Annotated in this window: 14 protein-coding genes; 5 read left to right on the forward strand and 9 right to left on the reverse strand. The window is 38.8% G+C overall.

Going from position 1 to position 16,670, the window contains the following annotated elements; genetic code table 11:
- Nucleotides 1-514: 514 nt before the first annotated feature.
- The 6 genes from purD to EAH57_RS08280 form a co-directional block, all read right to left on the reverse strand.
- Nucleotides 515-1,801 carry a phosphoribosylamine--glycine ligase gene (gene purD, locus EAH57_RS08255; RefSeq protein WP_121929638.1) on the reverse strand — a complete coding sequence of 429 codons (1,287 nt, stop codon included), beginning with the start codon at nucleotides 1,799-1,801 and terminating at the stop codon, nucleotides 515-517.
- 109 nt (nucleotides 1,802-1,910) lie between these two features.
- Nucleotides 1,911-3,485 (reverse strand): bifunctional phosphoribosylaminoimidazolecarboxamide formyltransferase/IMP cyclohydrolase, encoded by a 1,575-nt coding sequence (purH, locus tag EAH57_RS08260; protein WP_004670585.1) that lies wholly within the window; start codon nucleotides 3,483-3,485, stop codon nucleotides 1,911-1,913.
- Between the two features lie 82 nt (nucleotides 3,486-3,567).
- A complete protein-coding gene (gene fis, locus EAH57_RS08265) occupies nucleotides 3,568-3,837 on the reverse strand; it encodes a DNA-binding transcriptional regulator Fis (RefSeq protein ID WP_001086304.1) in 270 nt (89 codons plus the stop codon).
- A 376-nt stretch (nucleotides 3,838-4,213) separates the two neighbouring features.
- Nucleotides 4,214-5,077, reverse strand: a complete 864-nt coding sequence (locus EAH57_RS08270; protein WP_121929639.1) for a zinc-ribbon and DUF3426 domain-containing protein — start codon at nucleotides 5,075-5,077, stop codon at nucleotides 4,214-4,216.
- Between the two features lie 14 nt (nucleotides 5,078-5,091).
- The gene (gene prmA / locus EAH57_RS08275) at nucleotides 5,092-5,997 is read right to left on the reverse strand and encodes a 50S ribosomal protein L11 methyltransferase (protein ID WP_121929640.1); all 906 of its coding nucleotides are present in this window, start codon (nucleotides 5,995-5,997) and stop codon (nucleotides 5,092-5,094) included.
- Between the two features lie 200 nt (nucleotides 5,998-6,197).
- The gene (locus EAH57_RS08280; protein WP_121929641.1) at nucleotides 6,198-6,593 is read right to left on the reverse strand and encodes a hypothetical protein; all 396 of its coding nucleotides are present in this window, start codon (nucleotides 6,591-6,593) and stop codon (nucleotides 6,198-6,200) included.
- A 251-nt stretch (nucleotides 6,594-6,844) separates the two neighbouring features.
- On the opposite strand from EAH57_RS08280, the gene mnmG reads away from it, so the two are divergent.
- Both mnmG and EAH57_RS08290 read left to right on the forward strand, forming a co-directional pair.
- Nucleotides 6,845-8,725, forward strand: coding sequence for a tRNA uridine-5-carboxymethylaminomethyl(34) synthesis enzyme MnmG (gene mnmG, locus EAH57_RS08285; protein ID WP_004670589.1), 1,881 nt, complete (start codon nucleotides 6,845-6,847; stop codon nucleotides 8,723-8,725).
- A 111-nt stretch (nucleotides 8,726-8,836) separates the two neighbouring features.
- Nucleotides 8,837-9,169 carry a DMT family transporter gene (locus EAH57_RS08290; protein WP_121929642.1) on the forward strand — a complete coding sequence of 111 codons (333 nt, stop codon included), beginning with the start codon at nucleotides 8,837-8,839 and terminating at the stop codon, nucleotides 9,167-9,169.
- A 769-nt stretch (nucleotides 9,170-9,938) separates the two neighbouring features.
- Here EAH57_RS08290 and EAH57_RS08300 read toward each other — a convergent pair.
- The 3 genes from EAH57_RS08300 to EAH57_RS08310 form a co-directional block, all read right to left on the reverse strand.
- Nucleotides 9,939-10,562: a sterol desaturase family protein gene (locus EAH57_RS08300; protein ID WP_121929643.1), complete on the reverse strand. Its 624-nt coding sequence runs from the start codon at nucleotides 10,560-10,562 to the stop codon at nucleotides 9,939-9,941.
- Nucleotides 10,563-10,658: 96 nt separating this feature from the next.
- Nucleotides 10,659-11,663, reverse strand: a complete 1,005-nt coding sequence (locus tag EAH57_RS08305; RefSeq protein WP_121929644.1) for an AraC family transcriptional regulator — start codon at nucleotides 11,661-11,663, stop codon at nucleotides 10,659-10,661.
- Nucleotides 11,664-11,821: 158 nt separating this feature from the next.
- Nucleotides 11,822-12,037 (reverse strand): DUF6500 family protein, encoded by a 216-nt coding sequence (locus EAH57_RS08310; protein WP_121929645.1) that lies wholly within the window; start codon nucleotides 12,035-12,037, stop codon nucleotides 11,822-11,824.
- Between the two features lie 253 nt (nucleotides 12,038-12,290).
- On the opposite strand from EAH57_RS08310, the gene EAH57_RS08315 reads away from it, so the two are divergent.
- The 3 genes from EAH57_RS08315 to EAH57_RS08325 all read left to right on the forward strand — a co-directional run bounded on the left by EAH57_RS08315 (nucleotide 12,291) and on the right by EAH57_RS08325 (nucleotide 16,660).
- Entirely contained in the window at nucleotides 12,291-14,498 is a 2,208-nt protein-coding gene (locus EAH57_RS08315) for a TonB-dependent receptor (protein ID WP_121929646.1), read from the forward strand.
- A 327-nt stretch (nucleotides 14,499-14,825) separates the two neighbouring features.
- Nucleotides 14,826-15,011, forward strand: coding sequence for a hypothetical protein (locus EAH57_RS08320; protein WP_004670602.1), 186 nt, complete (start codon nucleotides 14,826-14,828; stop codon nucleotides 15,009-15,011).
- Between the two features lie 329 nt (nucleotides 15,012-15,340).
- Complete coding sequence (locus tag EAH57_RS08325) at nucleotides 15,341-16,660, forward strand: NCS2 family permease (protein WP_121929647.1); 1,320 nt, start codon at nucleotides 15,341-15,343, stop codon at nucleotides 16,658-16,660.
- Nucleotides 16,661-16,670 lie beyond the last annotated feature (10 nt).

The following is a 16,670-nucleotide window of genomic DNA, read 5'->3' on the forward strand; positions in this document are numbered from 1 at the left end:
TCAAATAATCATGTGAATAATTTTTGAAGCGTTTGCCAACACAAATTTCACAACATGAGAAAAATAGGTGAACATTCATGTTCCAGTTTGCTATAGATAAATAGCACAGTGAATCATTCACTTACTCTTGAAATTAAATTTGGATTTAGCTGTAACTCGTGTAGCTCAGTCTAATATTCTAATCATTTGAAAATAATAGAAAAGAATAAACTCTGGCCATAAAAAGTACAGCTAAAAATTTTCCCAATCATAGCAATATTTTAGTTCAGGTTATAGTGGAGTAGACAATACTGAAGGGTATAAATAACTGATTATTTAAGGGAATTGTGTACTAAGTAAATATAAATAGATGAAAATTTTATAGATTTTTTAAATATTTGTTTAGATAATTCAATTGAATAGTGAATATATATTTTTTTGCATGCGTTATATGGAAATTGAATAAACAACTGGGCACTGTTTTGATTTGAGCAATAAAAAACCTTCCGAAGAAGGTTTTTCGAATTGAGACAATTTATTCAGCTTTTTCACGTGCAATCGCGCGGTAACCAATATCGCTACGGTACTGCATACCTGTGAACGTCACTTGACCGCAAACTTCTAGCGCATTGATTTGTGCTTCAAGTACGGTGTCGCCCAGTGCTGTTACGCAGAGTACACGACCACCTGCAGTGACAATATGCCCATCAGCAGTCATGGCTGTGCCTGCATGGAAGATTTTAGTATCTTCTGGAGATTGACCGATACCCGAAATCACATCACCTTTACGGACGGTTTCTGGATAACCCTCAGCAGCAAGAACGATACCGATCGATTTACGCTCGTCCCATTCTGCTTCGCTTGGTAAGTTACCTTCAATACCTGCTTCAACGAGATCAACCAGCGATGATTTTAAACGCATCATAATTGGTTGTGTTTCAGGATCACCAAAGCGGCAGTTGAATTCGATGACACGAGGTTGACCTTGCTCATCAATCATCAAACCTGCGTATAAGAAACCTGTATAAACGTGACCATCCGCAGCCATACCATCAACTGTCGGGCGCATCACTTCATTCATGACACGTTCAAAGACTTCAGCAGTCACAACTGGGGCAGGAGAGTAAGCACCCATACCACCTGTATTTGGACCTTGGTCAGCTTCAAAGATACGTTTGTGATCTTGTGATGTCGCCATTGGCAAAATGTTGTTGCCATCAATCATACAAATGAAAGACGCTTCTTCACCCGCAAGGAACTGTTCAACCACGACACGTGAACCTGCATCACCAAACTTATTGCCTGCAAGCATGTCATCAATGGCAGCAAAAGCTTCTTCGTTGGTCATTGCCACGATCACGCCTTTACCCGCAGCTAAGCCATCCGCTTTAATGACGATCGGTGCACCATTTTTTTCAACATAGGCTTTAGCTGCATCCACTTCGGTGAATACATCATAAAAAGCAGTTGGAATGTTATGACGCTTTAAGAAATGCTTGGCAAATGCTTTTGAACCTTCAAGCTGCGCTGCGTATTGTGTTGGTCCCCAAATTTTTAGACCAGCTTCACGCGCAGCATCGACCACACCATTGACCAATGGTGCTTCTGGACCAACAATCACCAATGCCACATCATTTGCTTTTGCAAAAGCAATCACAGCTGGATTGTCTAAAATATCAAGTTCAACGTTTTCACATTTATCTTCTGTTGCTGTGCCTGCATTACCCGGCGCAACAAAAACTTTAGTTACTTTTGTATCTTGTGCGATTTTCCATGCAAGTGCATGTTCACGGCCACCGCTACCCAAAACTAAAATATTCATTATTAAGTTATTTCCTTTTTCCGTATTTAAGAATATACCTGTTCAGAATAAAAAAGTCCCCCTGAGATGCGACTATAAGGCATCGCAAGAAAGAGGGACTTGGGTGTTATTAATGGCGGAAGTGACGCATGCCTGTAAAGACCATTGCGATGCCAGCTTCATCAGCGGCTGCAATTGTTTCTTCATCACGCATTGAACCACCCGGTTGGATAATACATTTAATGCCTGCTTTAGCAGCATTATCAATACCATCACGGAATGGGAAGAATGCGTCAGATGCCATTACTGCACCTTCAACCACTAAACCAGCATGTTCAGCTTTAATCGCTGCAATACGTGCAGAATTGACGCGGCTCATTTGACCTGCGCCGATACCCACAGTTTGACGATCTTTTGCATAAACAATCGCGTTTGACTTCACATATTTCGCCACTTTCCAAGCAAAGATTAAATCATCAATCTCTTGTTCAGTAGGCGCACGTTTGGTCACAACTTTTAGGTCATCTTTACTGATCATGCCTAAATCTTGGTCTTGAACCAGTAGGCCGCCGTTGACACGTTTGTAATCAAGTTGTGGCGCACGTGCATCAATCGCAGGGAGTTCGCCACAAACCATGACGCGGACATTCTTTTTCGCGCCAGTCACTTCAAGTACGCCATCAGCGATGCTTGGAGCAATAATCACTTCAACGAATTGACGATCAACAATCGCTTGTGCAGTTGCAACGTCCAATTCGCGGTTGAATGCAATGATGCCACCAAACGCTGATTCAGGATCAGTTGCATAAGCGAGGTCGTAAGCCGCTTTGATGCCATCTAGTGAAACAGCAACACCACATGGGTTCGCATGTTTGACGATGACACAAGCAGGTTTTACAAATGACTTCACACATTCAAGTGCCGCATCAGTATCAGCGATATTGTTATAAGACAGTTCTTTACCTTGTAGTTGTTTCGCTGTCGAAACAGATGCTTCTTGTGCATTTGCTTCGACGTAGAAAGCTGCGCTTTGGTGTGGATTTTCACCATAACGTAAATCTTGTGCTTTATTCAGTTGGGTGTTGAATGTGCGCGCGAATGTATCCGCTTCACCTTCAGTTTTACCTACACGTGCGCCTAAATAAGATGCAATCATGCCATCATATTGCGCTGTATGTTCATATGCTTTTACAGCTAAGTCGAAACGCGTTTCGTAAGATAAAGTCCCATTTGCTTTTAATTCAGCAACGACGGTATCGTAGTCAGCAGCATTGACAATAATACCAACAGATGCATGGTTCTTCGCAGCAGCACGAACCATCGTTGGACCACCGATATCGATGTTTTCAATCGCATCAGCAAGTGAACAGTTTGGTTTTGCTACTGTTGCTGCAAATGGATAGAGGTTTACGATAACGAGATCAATTGGATCGATATCGTGTTCTTGCATCACAGCTTCGTCTAGACCACGACGAGCCAAAATACCACCATGAATTTTTGGATGCAGTGTTTTGACACGACCATCCATCATTTCAGGGAAACCCGTGTGTTCAGAAACTTCTACGACAGCGATATTGTTGTCTTTAAGCAACTTATATGTACCACCAGTAGATAAGATTTCTACCCCGAGAGCTGCAAGATTTTGAGCAAATTCAACGATTCCAGTTTTGTCTGAAACAGAGATTAAAGCACGTTTGATAGTCATGATTTTAGTCAACAGTTTGAAGTCTACAGATTAAAACAAAGGCACAAAAAAAATGCCCACGAGAACGTGAGCATTTTATCAATTATTCACTCATTAAACCGTGAGCTTTTAACTTTTTGCGTAAAGTTCCACGGTTAAGGCCTAGAATCTCAGCAGCACGTGTTTGGTTGCCACGAGTATATTCTAAGACCACAGATAAAAGAGGTTTCTCCATTTCTGCTAAAACCATGTCATACACTTGAGATGGTTGCTCACCTTGCAATTGTGCAAAATAATGACGAACTGCGCGATCTACATGGATGCGGAGAGCGACATCAGATTGAGCCGTAAAAATAGGAGATTTGCTATTCATGCGTTTTAATCCGAAAAATAAAAATATCACTTGGATAAAGTGATATATAAATGTGGTCTGAATTACTGAGCCCTGTTTTAGATCCTAAAACAGTGACTCTAAAACAATGGGACTATTAGCTTGCCACAAATCCTCGAATTGTGTAAAAAATAAGCGTAACAATAGTTAAATATTTGTTACAGCCTACTTTCAAAAACAAAAAAACCGACAATGCGCTTATGGGATAGAAGCACAGTTCGTTTAACTATTTTTTGTCTATAAATAACGAGGAGTATGTAGGTCAAAGCTTTCGTGGCGCGTATCATACCACTGTCTACGAAAAAGTGAGCAAATTAACTGCACTTTTTTTATATTTTTTTGTCATTTTTTTTCGTTTTTAGGGTTGTACAATTTCTAAACTATAGTCATTGAAGCTGTTTTTGCTATTTGGGATGGTAAATTCAAACCTAAAAGGGCTATTTGTCGGGATGCGTTGAATCGTCTTCAAGCTATCAACCAAATAGTTTTGGGGGGTTAATACCGTATTTGAAATCACTTCACCATTGTCTTTCAAAATAACTTTAATGGCAGGAAGCACAACACTGTTTTCGTGTCGGTTGACGAGCGTACCTGAAAAACGTGTTGAATTTTGATCAGCAGGTCTAACTTGCACTTTCTCAAAGTTTAAATATTTATACTGCTCATCTCTTGTTTTACAAGTTAAAGCGCCGCATGCGTAGTTAAAGATCCGATTTAATGCAGGGCTTTCGTGCATCAATTTAGGATTGAACCATAAAATTTGAAAGGCAAATACCAGTATAAGGGTGATATTGCCAAGCCCCCAAAGGGTGTAGTACAGCCAACCGTGTTGTTTTTCAGTCGAAGTCTCATCTATGAGAACGGTGTCTTCTGAAAGGTTTAAGTTGGGTAAAGCAGTGACTGGTTCGGTATTGAAATAATTTAGGTTGTTTAAATAGGTCAATAGATCGATATTTGAGTTTTCAATTTTTTGATCAAAAATACTTAAAATTTGCATTTGCTTTTCTGCAAATGAGCTGTTTGGTTGGATTGAAGAAAATAATGAACGATTTGCGGGTACGGCAATCGTTTCATCTTCTTCAGAAGCGAGTAAATTAGTGAGTGCATTAAAGTTAATCACACATTTTGGACAACAAACCATACCCTGTGCAACGCTGAGTTGTGAAAGGGTCACTTTGTACACGGTTGAGCATTTAGGGCAGCGGGTTTGTTTTTCACTCATAACTTATAGAGATCTCAAGTTGTTGTTTTACGTTTTCCTGAAATGCGACACCAGTTTTCTTCACGCTTTTCGATCTCTAATATATCAAAAAACTGAGAGTAAACACTAGAAACATCAGCAACTTGCTCTTCTATTACACCAGCAAGTGCGAACTCGCCCTCATTTTTTAATAAAGTTGAGAATTCAGGCGCAAGTGCCATTAACGGTGCTGCCAAAATATTTGCAACCAGTACATCTGCTTGTTGTTGTTTAAATTCTTGATCGAACTCTTCTGGCAAGCCTACATAAAGACGATCAAGTACACCATTTAATTCTGCATTTTGTTTGGTCGCCAAGACTGCTTGAGGGTCAATGTCTGTTGCATAGACCTTTTTTGCGCCGAGCAACAATGCTGCAACACCTAAAATTCCTGAGCCACAACCATAGTCAATCACGATTTTGTCTTTTACATCGGTTTTGCCTAACCATTGTAAGCACAAGAACGTACTAGCATGGTTACCTGTGCCGAAAGCTAAACCAGGATCAAGCTTGATGTTGGTTGCATCTGCTTCTGGAGGTTCTAGCCATTCAGGTACGATCCAGTATTTCTCACCGATTTGGATTGGCTCATAATAGTCCATCCACGCACGTTCCCATACTTGGTTTTCTAGATATTCATGACGCATCGGAACATCTGGAAGTTGTGCTTTTAAGAATGCTTCCAACGTATCGACATCAATTGGATCATCTTCTTCTTGTTGATAAATGCCTGTAACAATGACTTTGTTCCAAAGTGGTGTTTCACCTGGTAATGGTTCAAGTAAGGCCTGATCTTCGGCATCATCTAAAGTTACACTCACTGCGCCTAATGATAGGAGTAGGGTTTCAGTAAGTTCAACTTGATCTTGATCGACAGTAATATGAATTTGTAGCCAGTTCACAGGACAACCTAAGTAAATGTATTTGGGATTATTGTAATGGATTCAGGCTTGTTAAAGGGCTTATAAAATAGACAGATTACAATTTTTAAGATGAAATAACTGTAGTTTCTAAGAATTCGGTATTTAAAAAACATGAAAGGATGCCACATCACGCGGCATCCTTTCTTTCATTGGATCTTCATTTAAGCACTTTGATTGATTTAAGGTGCTTCTTGATCATTATCCATCATCGGTTGTTCGGTATTTTCCATCGGAGCAGCAAGTTCAGATGGTGCTTCTGCTGGCAGTTCAGTCGGTGTGCTTACAGGGCGTGGTTCAGATTGTGTTTCTGAAATTTTGCTTTGTGTTTCTACTGGCGCTTCAGAGGCAGGCGTTGGAGGTTGGAAGCTTAGCTTGTTATTTTCATCGCTTTCACAAGCACCGTTAAAAACAACACCTTTGTGGGCAAATGAAACCGCATCACCTTGTTTCTTACCTTTACATACTTGCTGATACTTCTGGGTCAGTGGATCTGTGGCAGTTTTGGCATTTGCTTGAGCCGTTACAGTAAAAAATAAACCACAGATTAATGATGACAGTAAAAGCTTCGAGTTCATTTCATTTTCCTAAAGTATTTGTTCTGTACTTTTAGGATAGAAATATTTTGAGATAAGACAGTGGTGATCAGGTTAGCAATTTTAGAGCGCTTTGTTAAAAGTACAGGGAAAATGCAACAGGAAGTTTCTTTTTGTGTCATTTTTCGCTTTATCAATCCTTTGTAGCCGATAAGAATCTCACTGCTTTTTGTCAAATAACGAGGAAAATCCTGTATAATGCTCTGTCATTTTTAGAATACACATTTACCACTATGCACTATCCTAAAGTTTACGACGTTATCGTAATTGGTGGCGGTCACGCTGGTACGGAAGCGGCGCTTGCGGCTGCACGTATGGGAAGACAAACATTATTGTTGACGCATAATATTGAGACTTTGGGGCAGATGAGCTGTAACCCTGCGATTGGTGGTATTGGTAAATCACATCTAGTCCGTGAAATCGATGCGCTCGGTGGTGCAATGGCACTTGCAGCGGATAAAGGTGGTATTCAATTCCGTATTTTAAATTCGCGTAAAGGCGCTGCAGTTCGTGCAACACGTGCACAGGCTGACCGTGTTCGTTTTAAAGCTGCGATTCGTCATACCTTAGAAAACCAAGCAAATTTAGACATTTTCCAACAAGCGGCGGATGATCTTATTGTTGAAGGTGATACGGTTAAAGGTGTTGTCACTCAAATGGGTATTCGTTTCGACACTAAAACTGTGGTGTTGACGACGGGAACCTTCTTGGGTGGTGTCATCCATATTGGTTTACAAAATTCAAGCGGTGGTCGTGCAGGTGATCCACCTTCGATTGCATTGGCACAGCGTTTACGTGAACTCAAATTACCAGTGGGTCGCTTAAAGACAGGTACGCCGCCGCGTATTGATGCACGTACGGTTGATTTCTCAGTCATGACCGCACAACCGGGTGATTTTCCATCTCCTGTTATGTCATTTATGGGTGATGTGTCGATGCACCCAGAACAAGTGAATTGTTATATTACCCATACAAGCGAAAAAACCCATGAGATTATTCGTGGTGGTTTAGACCGTTCGCCGATGTATACCGGTGTGATTGAAGGTGTTGGGCCGCGTTACTGCCCATCGATTGAAGATAAAATTCATCGTTTTGCAGATAAAGATTCGCACCAAGTTTTCCTAGAGCCTGAAGGCTTGGATACCCATGAGCTTTATCCTAATGGTATTTCGACTTCATTGCCGTTTGATGTGCAGTTCAATTTAGTTCGTTCAATTCGTGGTATGGAAAATGCGCATATCCTACGTCCGGGCTATGCGATTGAATATGACTATTTTAATCCACAAGCACTGAAATTTACGCTTGAAACTAAAGCGATTCAGAACCTGTATTTTGCTGGTCAGATCAATGGTACTACTGGCTATGAAGAAGCTGGTGCGCAAGGTTTACTTGCTGGTTTGAATGCGGCACGTCGTGCTTGGGAACAAGAAGAGTGGACACCAAAACGTGATCAAGCATATATGGGCGTATTGGTTGATGACCTTATCACTTTAGGTACTAAAGAGCCTTACCGTATGTTTACTTCACGTGCAGAATATCGTTTGATGTTGCGTGAAGATAATGCTGATCAACGTTTAACGCCGATTGGTCGTGAGCTTGGTTTAGTTGATGATGAACGTTGGGCTGCTTATAGTGAGAAAATGGAAGCGGTTGAGCGTGAAACCTCTCGTTTACAGCATTTGTGGGCTGCACCAAATAACCCAATGGGCAAAAAGTTTGTTGAAATGACAGGCGCAGATCTTAGTAAAGAATGCAGTGCAATTGATTTGTTGAAGCGTCCAAATATTGATTTCAGTCAAATCGCAGAATTGACAGGTTCGGATGTTGCTCAACATGTGGGCGAGCAAATCGAAATTGCTGTGAAATATGCAGGTTATATCAATCGTCAACATGATGATGTTGCTCAAATGAAGCGTTTGGAAGAAACCAAGATCCCAGTTGATTTTGATTATGATATTGTATCGGGCTTATCTCGTGAAATCACTCAGAAATTAAAGACAGTTCGTCCTGAAACATTGGCGCAAGCCAATCGTATTCCGGGTGTGACTCCAGCCGCGGTTCAATTGGTCATGATCACGATTCGTAAAAATAATATGGCGAAGAAATCAGCGTAACGTTTAGCTATATTAGATAAATCCTAAAAACACCCTTTTACCAAAAAGGGTGTTTTTCTTTGTGTATCATGTCTTACTATTTAGTGTGTATTGGGCTAGGTATCAAAATTAATGAAGAATTGGATGTTTTTATTCATTGCAATTATTGCTGAAGTGATTGCAACTTCAGCTTTAAAAAGTAGCGAAGGTTTTACTAAACCGATTGCTTCAATTATTGTCGTGCTTGGTTATATTATTGCATTTTATTGTTTGTCTTTGACTTTAAAAACGATTCCTGTAGGTATTGCATATGCGATTTGGTCTGGGTTGGGGATTGTACTCATCTCGGCTGTGGCTTGGATTGTCTTTGATCAAAAACTAGATATGTGGGGCATTGTGGGTATTACATTGATTATGGCTGGCGTATTGATATTGAATTTGTTATCGAAAACCAGTGCGCATTAATTCATTTAAAAAGATCTCTATGCTTTTAGATAAAATAGTTGCTTTCATGGTTGCTGCAAATGTTCGTTGAACAATTATTTAAAGTGTATATGTGCAGCACAAAAGCTTCTCTTACTTCTTAGTTAGATTATACTAGATCAGTAACTAGTTGTGACTTTATAAAAAAGTTAATAATTATGGAAAATAATCAGCAATCGAAATATCTAGAACTACTTAAATTACGCAGAAGACTCATAGGGATTATTTTTGTATTTCCATCTGTTGTAATTTTAATTAGTATGTTGCTTAGGGTTGAAGAACATTATATTTTGATTTCACTACCAATAGCTTTAATTCCAATTGGATATATTTCTATATTTTATTTTCTAGCAAAAGATATATGCCCATGGTGTGGTCAAAGTTTTTTTATTGGGAAAAAGATGTTTCTTTTTAATGGTCTTGATTTTTTAATTAGGAAGACTTGTGTCTGTTGCGGGGAGCCGAAAAGTCAAAATAACGTGTAAAAATCTTAAAAATATAGTTTGTGCCAATTATTCGCTCGTCAGTAATTGGTTTTTACTTCCTCCAAACACACCACGGCGTTTAATTGATAGTAGTCCTCATCGAGACGAATAGGTATGTGGGAGCAAGGATAAGTAAAACGACTATAATTTTTTCATTTCACAATAGTATTAGTTTTTTACAGTATTGAAAAAGGGAATAGTATATCTACTCCCTTTTAGCACCAACGAAAATTACCTAATTATTTTAGACTTAAAACAAAAAATCTCTATAAAGCCACCTCAATTCCCTGACGTAAATTTAATTGGTCAAGTTTAGAATTTTCATCAATTTTTGCAAAAGCTTTAGGCAGTAAACGACGAGCTGCTTTATTCACCCTTTTCTCTAACCAAATAGGCATTTTCATGGCTAGAGGGTTGGTTTCAGTGGTCGAAGCATCGGTCATCACGCGTGTTCCCATGATGTAGTCAAACCAAGGTCGCGTGACACACCAGTTTGCATTTTGATTACTGGTCATGTGGTGGTCATAGTGCCAAGGAATCCTTTTTTGCGCATATTCAGGGTCTAAATGAGACTTAGCGTGGACTTTCCAATAATTCCAAATCCCATAATACAAACCAGCGGTAAAGAAAGGAGCAACGGGAAGAAAGACAGTTGCAGCAGCGGTTAAACCATATAATGCTGTTTTTTCATTATAAATTTCAGCATTTTTAAACATCGATTCTGCATAACCTTCATCATGAAAGCCATTTAAACGCGCACGTTTGTGATGTGCAATATGAGTAAAGAAGGGGCTATTTCTATTTTTACTTGGAAATTCATGTAGCCATACCTTATGAAAATACCATTCCATCCCATTTGCAACAAAGATACCTACTGGAAAACCGATCATGTTAGATTCCCTCATAAAACATGGATCAGATTGTAGAAACTTAATGGTGAAATTTTTTGACTGAACAGGCAGTTATAATCTGCCGATTAAATCAACTTATTGTTGTTTTCGTAGTCGATAAGCTGTTGGTGTTTCACCTGTCCAACGTTTAAAAGCTCTTGAAAATGCAGAGGGTTCTGAGAAACCCGTAAGATAAACAATTTGATCAATTGACTCTTGGGTCTGAGAGAGTAAGCGCCGAGCAAGTCGTTCACGATATTGCGCAATTACTTTTTCATAAGTTGTATTCAAAAGTTGCAAATCCGCTCTTAAACTACGGGCACTACGGTTTAATCTTCTCGCAACAACGTTCTGATCAAACTCACTCGATTCCAATAATCCACTGGCCAAGATCTTTTCTATCTCATCAATAAGTTGATGTTTATATAAAAGCTCAAGTTGTGAGGCGGCATGGTGTTCATGGACTTTTAATAGCTCAGGTTCATAAGCAGGCGAATGATGGTCTAATAATTTCGCATCAAAGAAAATACAGCCTTCAGTTTGTCCAAGTCTGACATTACACCCCCATATTTTTTTATATTCATCTAGACTGGCTCCTTCAGCGTAAGGAAGCCAGATTTCAGAAGGTGTAAAAGCATCTTCACTTATATATTTGAAGAAATTAAGCAAAATACCTATCGCACATTCTAAGTAATGTCTTACGGGATGATTGAGACCAGAAATGATCGCAATCTCATTATCATCATGACTTTCAAGCTTTAAAGACATCGCATCTGTGAGTAATGCTTGATAGCGAATAGTACGTTGTAATCCTTCACCAAATGTTGGACTACTGAGGAAAAGATATTCAATCACTTGACCACGAAAGGGCGGTATATTTGCGCCCACATGTAATCCGATATTTTGATCTTTGCTGATTTCTTCTGCGGAACGCCAAAAGCGTAGCTGTGTTGAGTTATCACGACGGACGAATTTATCTGGCGGTTGATCAGGTAGGTGAACGCTTGCAAAAATTGCAGCTGCATCTAGATTCATTTTGTGCATGGTTTGATACACCATCCACAAGAAGATGCCTGCATCGCTGGTTTTTCTGGAAATCATGTCGCATGCTAAATATAAATTTTAGAACAATATACGCTGTTATTTTTATGATAGAAATGGTCTGTATCTAAGCAGACACTGAAAGGTAGGGACGTAGCTGAATTGTTTCAGACAATTCAGAATGAAAAAGAAAGAATCATGTTTAAACTCGTCCATCGTCATGTCTTCAAGACAAGTTCTTTAATCTTTATGGCTTTTTCAAAATGATCTAATTGGTGTTCCATTATCCACCAGTGCGCTGCCTCCATTAAACATTCAGGATCATCATTTTTGTTAGCGAAAAAAGCATAAAAAGATAGTCCGACATTGCTGCCTTTTTTCTCAATTTTTTCGTCGCAGATTTTCAAAATTCTTGCTTTTAATTCAGCTCTCATGTCGATTCTTTGCTTGGTTCATTCATTAAATATCTAATCTATGATAATAGCCAAGACGCAAATTATTGTGATTGTAGTAGTACTTTTTTTCCATTCGTAAAAAATATCTATTTCCTGGAGGGTGAAAAACAACCCAAAGATTGAAAATTAATACGAAAGTTGGTGAAAATGAGAATTATTTTTATTAAAATTGTATCGTTTTTTTAATATTTATTTTTTTAATTTTTCGTCTGAACTGTTTTTTGGAATTTTTATGAAATCTTCACATTTAGGCTTGTATCAAAAGCCTATTTTTAAATTTAGTTTATTGAGTTTGATGATGCTTCAAGCGCAGTATGTAATTGCAAATGAAACAAACGCTCAAACTGCTGTAATGCCAACCATCAAAATTGAAGCAATGAGCGAGCTTGATCCGATTAAAAGCTTTATTGATTATGATCAGGCGAGTGTTACGCGGAATGGTTTAAAGAAGAAAGATATTCCGCAGACCATTGATACGATCGATGTTCAGAAATATAAAATCTATGGTGCAAATGATTTAAGCGTGATGCTACAAGGTACGCCAGGTGTATCAACGACATATGATACTCGCGGTGACGGTATTATGATTCGTGGATTCAGTGCTGATACTAGTGACATCTACCGTAATGGTGTACGCGAAGGGGGGCAAGTTCGTCGTAGTACGGCCAATGTAGAACGTATTGAAATTCTAAAAGGTCCAGCTTCTGTGTTGTATGGGCGTGGAGCAGGCGGCGGTGTAGTAAATATGGTGACTAAGTTTGCCAATTTCGACTCTAAAAGTTCTGTGGGTATCTTTGGTGGTTCTTATGACAATATCGGGGGGACTTTAGATATCAATCAAGTGGTGAATGATAATTGGGCGGTACGTTTAGTTGGTGAAAAATCTGATACCAATAGTTTCCGTTCAGGTATTGGCACAAAACAATCTATGTTTTCACCCAGTGTGACTTATCGCAGTGATGATGAGAAGTTGTTGTGGACTACAGAGTATACCTATGACAAATTAGATCGTATTCCTGATCGTGGTCCATCATTTTCGGTATTAAGTCGTTTCCCTGAAAATATTTTAAGAGAAACAGGCTTTGCAACAGCATCAGATTTTATCGTGGATGAATTACAAACGGTACGTACCGATCTAAGATATGAGTTTGCGCCAGATTGGAAGGTTCATTGGGCCTTAAGTTATCGACAAGCTAATCAAGATTTCGATAATTTTTTTGGCGGGAAGTATTGTACAGACGATAAAGATGGATGCAAAACTGGTTATATTAAGCAGTCTTATGCATGGCAAGAAACCATGAATAAGACCACGACAAACACATTTGATATTACGGGCAAATTTAAGACTGGTAGATTAGAACATCAGGTAATGGTTGGTGCTGATTGGTCACATGAAGATCGTGAGCCTAAGTTAGGTAATTATTCAAGTCAAGATAAAGCTGGATTACACTATCAATTAATTAATCCTTATAATACAAGTGACTATATGACTTCATTTGATCGTAACCATGGTCGCCCAAATGCAACATCCTATACTCATCAAAACAATGATAGTTTGGCATTTTTTGTACAAGACCTTATTTCATTAACGCCAACGTTAAAAATGATGCTTGGCGCCCGTTATGATCAATATGAAGTAAAAACTCGTGATACTTTGGCTATTTCAAAAACATATGGGCAGTCAGTCACAATGGATGCTGAAACCTTTAGCCCGAATGTAGGTTTTGTTTGGCAGCCAGTAGATAATCAGAGTTTTTATACCTCTTATAGTAAAAGCTTTGCACCGTTTGGTGGCAGTGCAGGCGTTTCGCCATTTACCAATGGTACGATTGATTTGAGGACGGTGAATGCTGAACCGCAATATAATGAGCAATACGAAATTGGTGTAAAAAGTGATTGGTTCAATGATCGCTTAAATACTCAGTTTTCTGTATTTGATATCCGTAAGAAAAATATTCGTTATAGGCCCGATCCAGATAGTCGCCCTTTTGATTATGTAGTAGGCGGTGAACATCAGTCAAAAGGAGCTGAATTTAGTTTTATTGGTCGTGTACTTGATAATGTGTTTATTCGCGGTGGCTATGGATATACAGATGCAAAAGTGAAAGATGATAAAGATCCAAAATCTGCTAACACTGGTCACTACTTAGCAAACACAGCTAAAAATACTGGTAATTTATTCATTCGTTATCTACCTGTTGAAAATATTTATACGGAAGTTGGTGCAACTTATAATGGTTCTCTTTACACGAATATTTCCAATAACCCAGATACCAAGCTTGATGGCTGGACGCGTTTAGATGCTGCGGTTGGTTATAAAGGAGAGCATTGGGGAGCGACATTTGCAGTCAATAATCTTACAGATAAAGTATATTGGAGATCGAACACAATGCCGGGAACACCTCGCAACTTCTTGGTGCGTCTAAATTATCAGTTCTAATAAGTTAATTTAATGCTATTAAAGAGCAGTTTTGATTAAGCAAAACTGCTCTTTTTAATATGTAACAGCGTATAAGTAGGGGAAGACATCGGGTATTGTTCACTCAAATTGAGGTGCTAAAGAATTTCCACTATATGTTGTTGAAAATACTAAATATATAAATTACACATCAAGTTTCTTATTTTTAAAAGCATAATTAAAAGTTAAAAACACGATGTGGTGAATTACATTGTAATTACGTTAATTTCGCCATTTATCCTTAAAAAAGTAGAATATTTCACATTCTTTGCTAATGTTAAAGAAAACGGTGAAACAGAGATAATAATAATGAAGATCGTACTTATACTATTACTTATATTTTCTATTGGTATCTTGGGCTATTCAACGCATGTAGATGCCCAAACGAAAAAACGCCAAGAGCTTATGAAAGTTGTTCATGATGCTGAGCATAGTTTGAATGAAATTCAGCATAGCCCACATACAAATTTACCTACACTGAAACAGAGTCATTGATGTCTGAATATCATGATGCTTAGATGGTCCAATTTGATGCATTTCAGCTTGTGATTAAAAAAAAATTTTTTTAATTTTCGATTCGCAAGTTTTCTATAGAATCTGTTAAAATATTTACCATTAAATAAAAAGCTGCATATTTGTTATGCAGCTTTTTATATTTTTAATTGCGGAATTCGATTTATCCAAGTTTTAGATGTAACACGTATCAAGCTGGCACATTGATTGCTTTTAGCTTTGTATACCTTTTGGTTTAAATTCAAAAAATATTTGAAACACAAAGGTATAGATTTCATCTCCTACGATCCTAGATTTTAACAGGTGCTATTATGGCAATGCCTAATGCTTCGGCTGGTTTGTTAGAACGCTTATTTAAATTAAGTGAAAACAAAACCAACTTTAGAACAGAAGTTCTAGCAGGTGTAACTACATTTTTGACCATGTGTTACATCATTATTGTAAATCCAATGATTCTTTCTGAAACAGGAATGGATCATGGTGCCGTGTTTGTTGCTACCTGTTTGGCTGCTGCCATTGGCTGTTTAGTGATGGGGTTGATTGCAAACTATCCAATTGCGCTCGCACCTGGTATGGGGTTGAATGCCTATTTTACCTATTCTGTTTGTTTGGGTATGGGGGTTCCTTGGGAAACTGCTTTGGCTGCGGTGTTCATTTCAGGGATCGTATTCTTGGCAATTAGCTTTATGAAGATTCGTGAAGCGATTGTCAACGCGATCCCGATGTCACTGAAGTTGGCGATTGGCGGTGGTATTGGTTTATTCCTTGCCTTAATTGCGCTAAAAAATGCAGGTATTATTGTTGATAATCCAGCGACTTTAGTGGGTTTGGGTGATATTAAGCAACCCTCTGTATTGTTGGCTTTATTTGGCTTTTTAATGATTGTGGTGTTACACCAGTTTAAAATTCGTGGTGCAATCATTATTAGTATTTTGGTCGTTACTGCGATAGCCACTGCTTTGGGCCTAAATGAATTTAAAGGTGTTGTTGGTCAAGTTCCATCTCTAGCGCCAACATTCATGCAAATGGATTTTGAAGGCTTGTTTACTGCCAGCATGATCGGCGTTATTTTCGTATTTTTCATTGTCGATCTATTTGACAGTACAGGGACTTTGGTGGGGGTTTCTCACCGAGCGGGTTTATTGAAAGATGGCAAATTACCGCGTTTGAAGAAAGCCTTGTTTGCTGATTCATCTGCAATTGTTGCAGGTGCAGCATTGGGGACATCTTCAACTACCCCTTATATCGAATCTGCTTCTGGCGTTGCTGCGGGTGGTCGTACAGGTTTAACGGCTGTCGTGGTTGCGGTATTATTTGTTGGGTGTTTATTTCTAGCACCGCTTGCGCAATCTGTACCAGGTTTCGCGACCGCACCTGCATTGTTATTCATTGGTGTATTAATGATTCAGGGTATCACTCATATTGATTGGGATGATATTACTGAGGCAGTTCCAGCATTTTTAACCATTGTATTTATGCCATTTACCTATTCAATTGCAGATGGTATCGCAATGGGTTTTATTAGCTACGCATTGGTTAAACTGCTTACGGGCAAGGCGAAAACAGTCCCTTATATGGTTTGGATTATTGCTGCGCTTTGGGTGTTTAAGTTTGCTGCATTTGGCGGGTAAGCTGAGTATT

The sequence above is a fragment of the Acinetobacter sp. 2JN-4 genome (assembly GCF_003687745.1).
GTDB classification, from domain to species: domain Bacteria; phylum Pseudomonadota; class Gammaproteobacteria; order Pseudomonadales; family Moraxellaceae; genus Acinetobacter; species Acinetobacter halotolerans.

What these genes read in the sequence shown, in the direction of transcription:
- EAH57_RS08290 (WP_121929642.1), top strand. Translation starts at nt 8,837, where the DNA reads ATGAAGAATTGGATGTTTTTATTCATTGCAATTATTGCTGAAGTGATT.
- purH (WP_004670585.1), bottom strand. Translation starts at nt 3,485, where the DNA reads ATGACTATCAAACGTGCTTTAATCTCTGTTTCAGACAAAACTGGAATC.
- EAH57_RS08300 (WP_121929643.1), bottom strand. Translation starts at nt 10,562, where the DNA reads ATGATCGGTTTTCCAGTAGGTATCTTTGTTGCAAATGGGATGGAATGG.
- EAH57_RS08315 (WP_121929646.1), top strand. Translation starts at nt 12,291, where the DNA reads ATGAAATCTTCACATTTAGGCTTGTATCAAAAGCCTATTTTTAAATTT.
- EAH57_RS08310 (WP_121929645.1), bottom strand. Translation starts at nt 12,037, where the DNA reads ATGAGAGCTGAATTAAAAGCAAGAATTTTGAAAATCTGCGACGAAAAA.
- EAH57_RS08320 (WP_004670602.1), top strand. Translation starts at nt 14,826, where the DNA reads ATGAAGATCGTACTTATACTATTACTTATATTTTCTATTGGTATCTTG.
- EAH57_RS08280 (WP_121929641.1), bottom strand. Translation starts at nt 6,593, where the DNA reads ATGAACTCGAAGCTTTTACTGTCATCATTAATCTGTGGTTTATTTTTT.
- purD (WP_121929638.1), bottom strand. Translation starts at nt 1,801, where the DNA reads ATGAATATTTTAGTTTTGGGTAGCGGTGGCCGTGAACATGCACTTGCA.
- EAH57_RS08305 (WP_121929644.1), bottom strand. Translation starts at nt 11,663, where the DNA reads ATGATTTCCAGAAAAACCAGCGATGCAGGCATCTTCTTGTGGATGGTG.
- EAH57_RS08325 (WP_121929647.1), top strand. Translation starts at nt 15,341, where the DNA reads ATGGCAATGCCTAATGCTTCGGCTGGTTTGTTAGAACGCTTATTTAAA.
- EAH57_RS08270 (WP_121929639.1), bottom strand. Translation starts at nt 5,077, where the DNA reads ATGAGTGAAAAACAAACCCGCTGCCCTAAATGCTCAACCGTGTACAAA.
- fis (WP_001086304.1), bottom strand. Translation starts at nt 3,837, where the DNA reads ATGAATAGCAAATCTCCTATTTTTACGGCTCAATCTGATGTCGCTCTC.
- mnmG (WP_004670589.1), top strand. Translation starts at nt 6,845, where the DNA reads ATGCACTATCCTAAAGTTTACGACGTTATCGTAATTGGTGGCGGTCAC.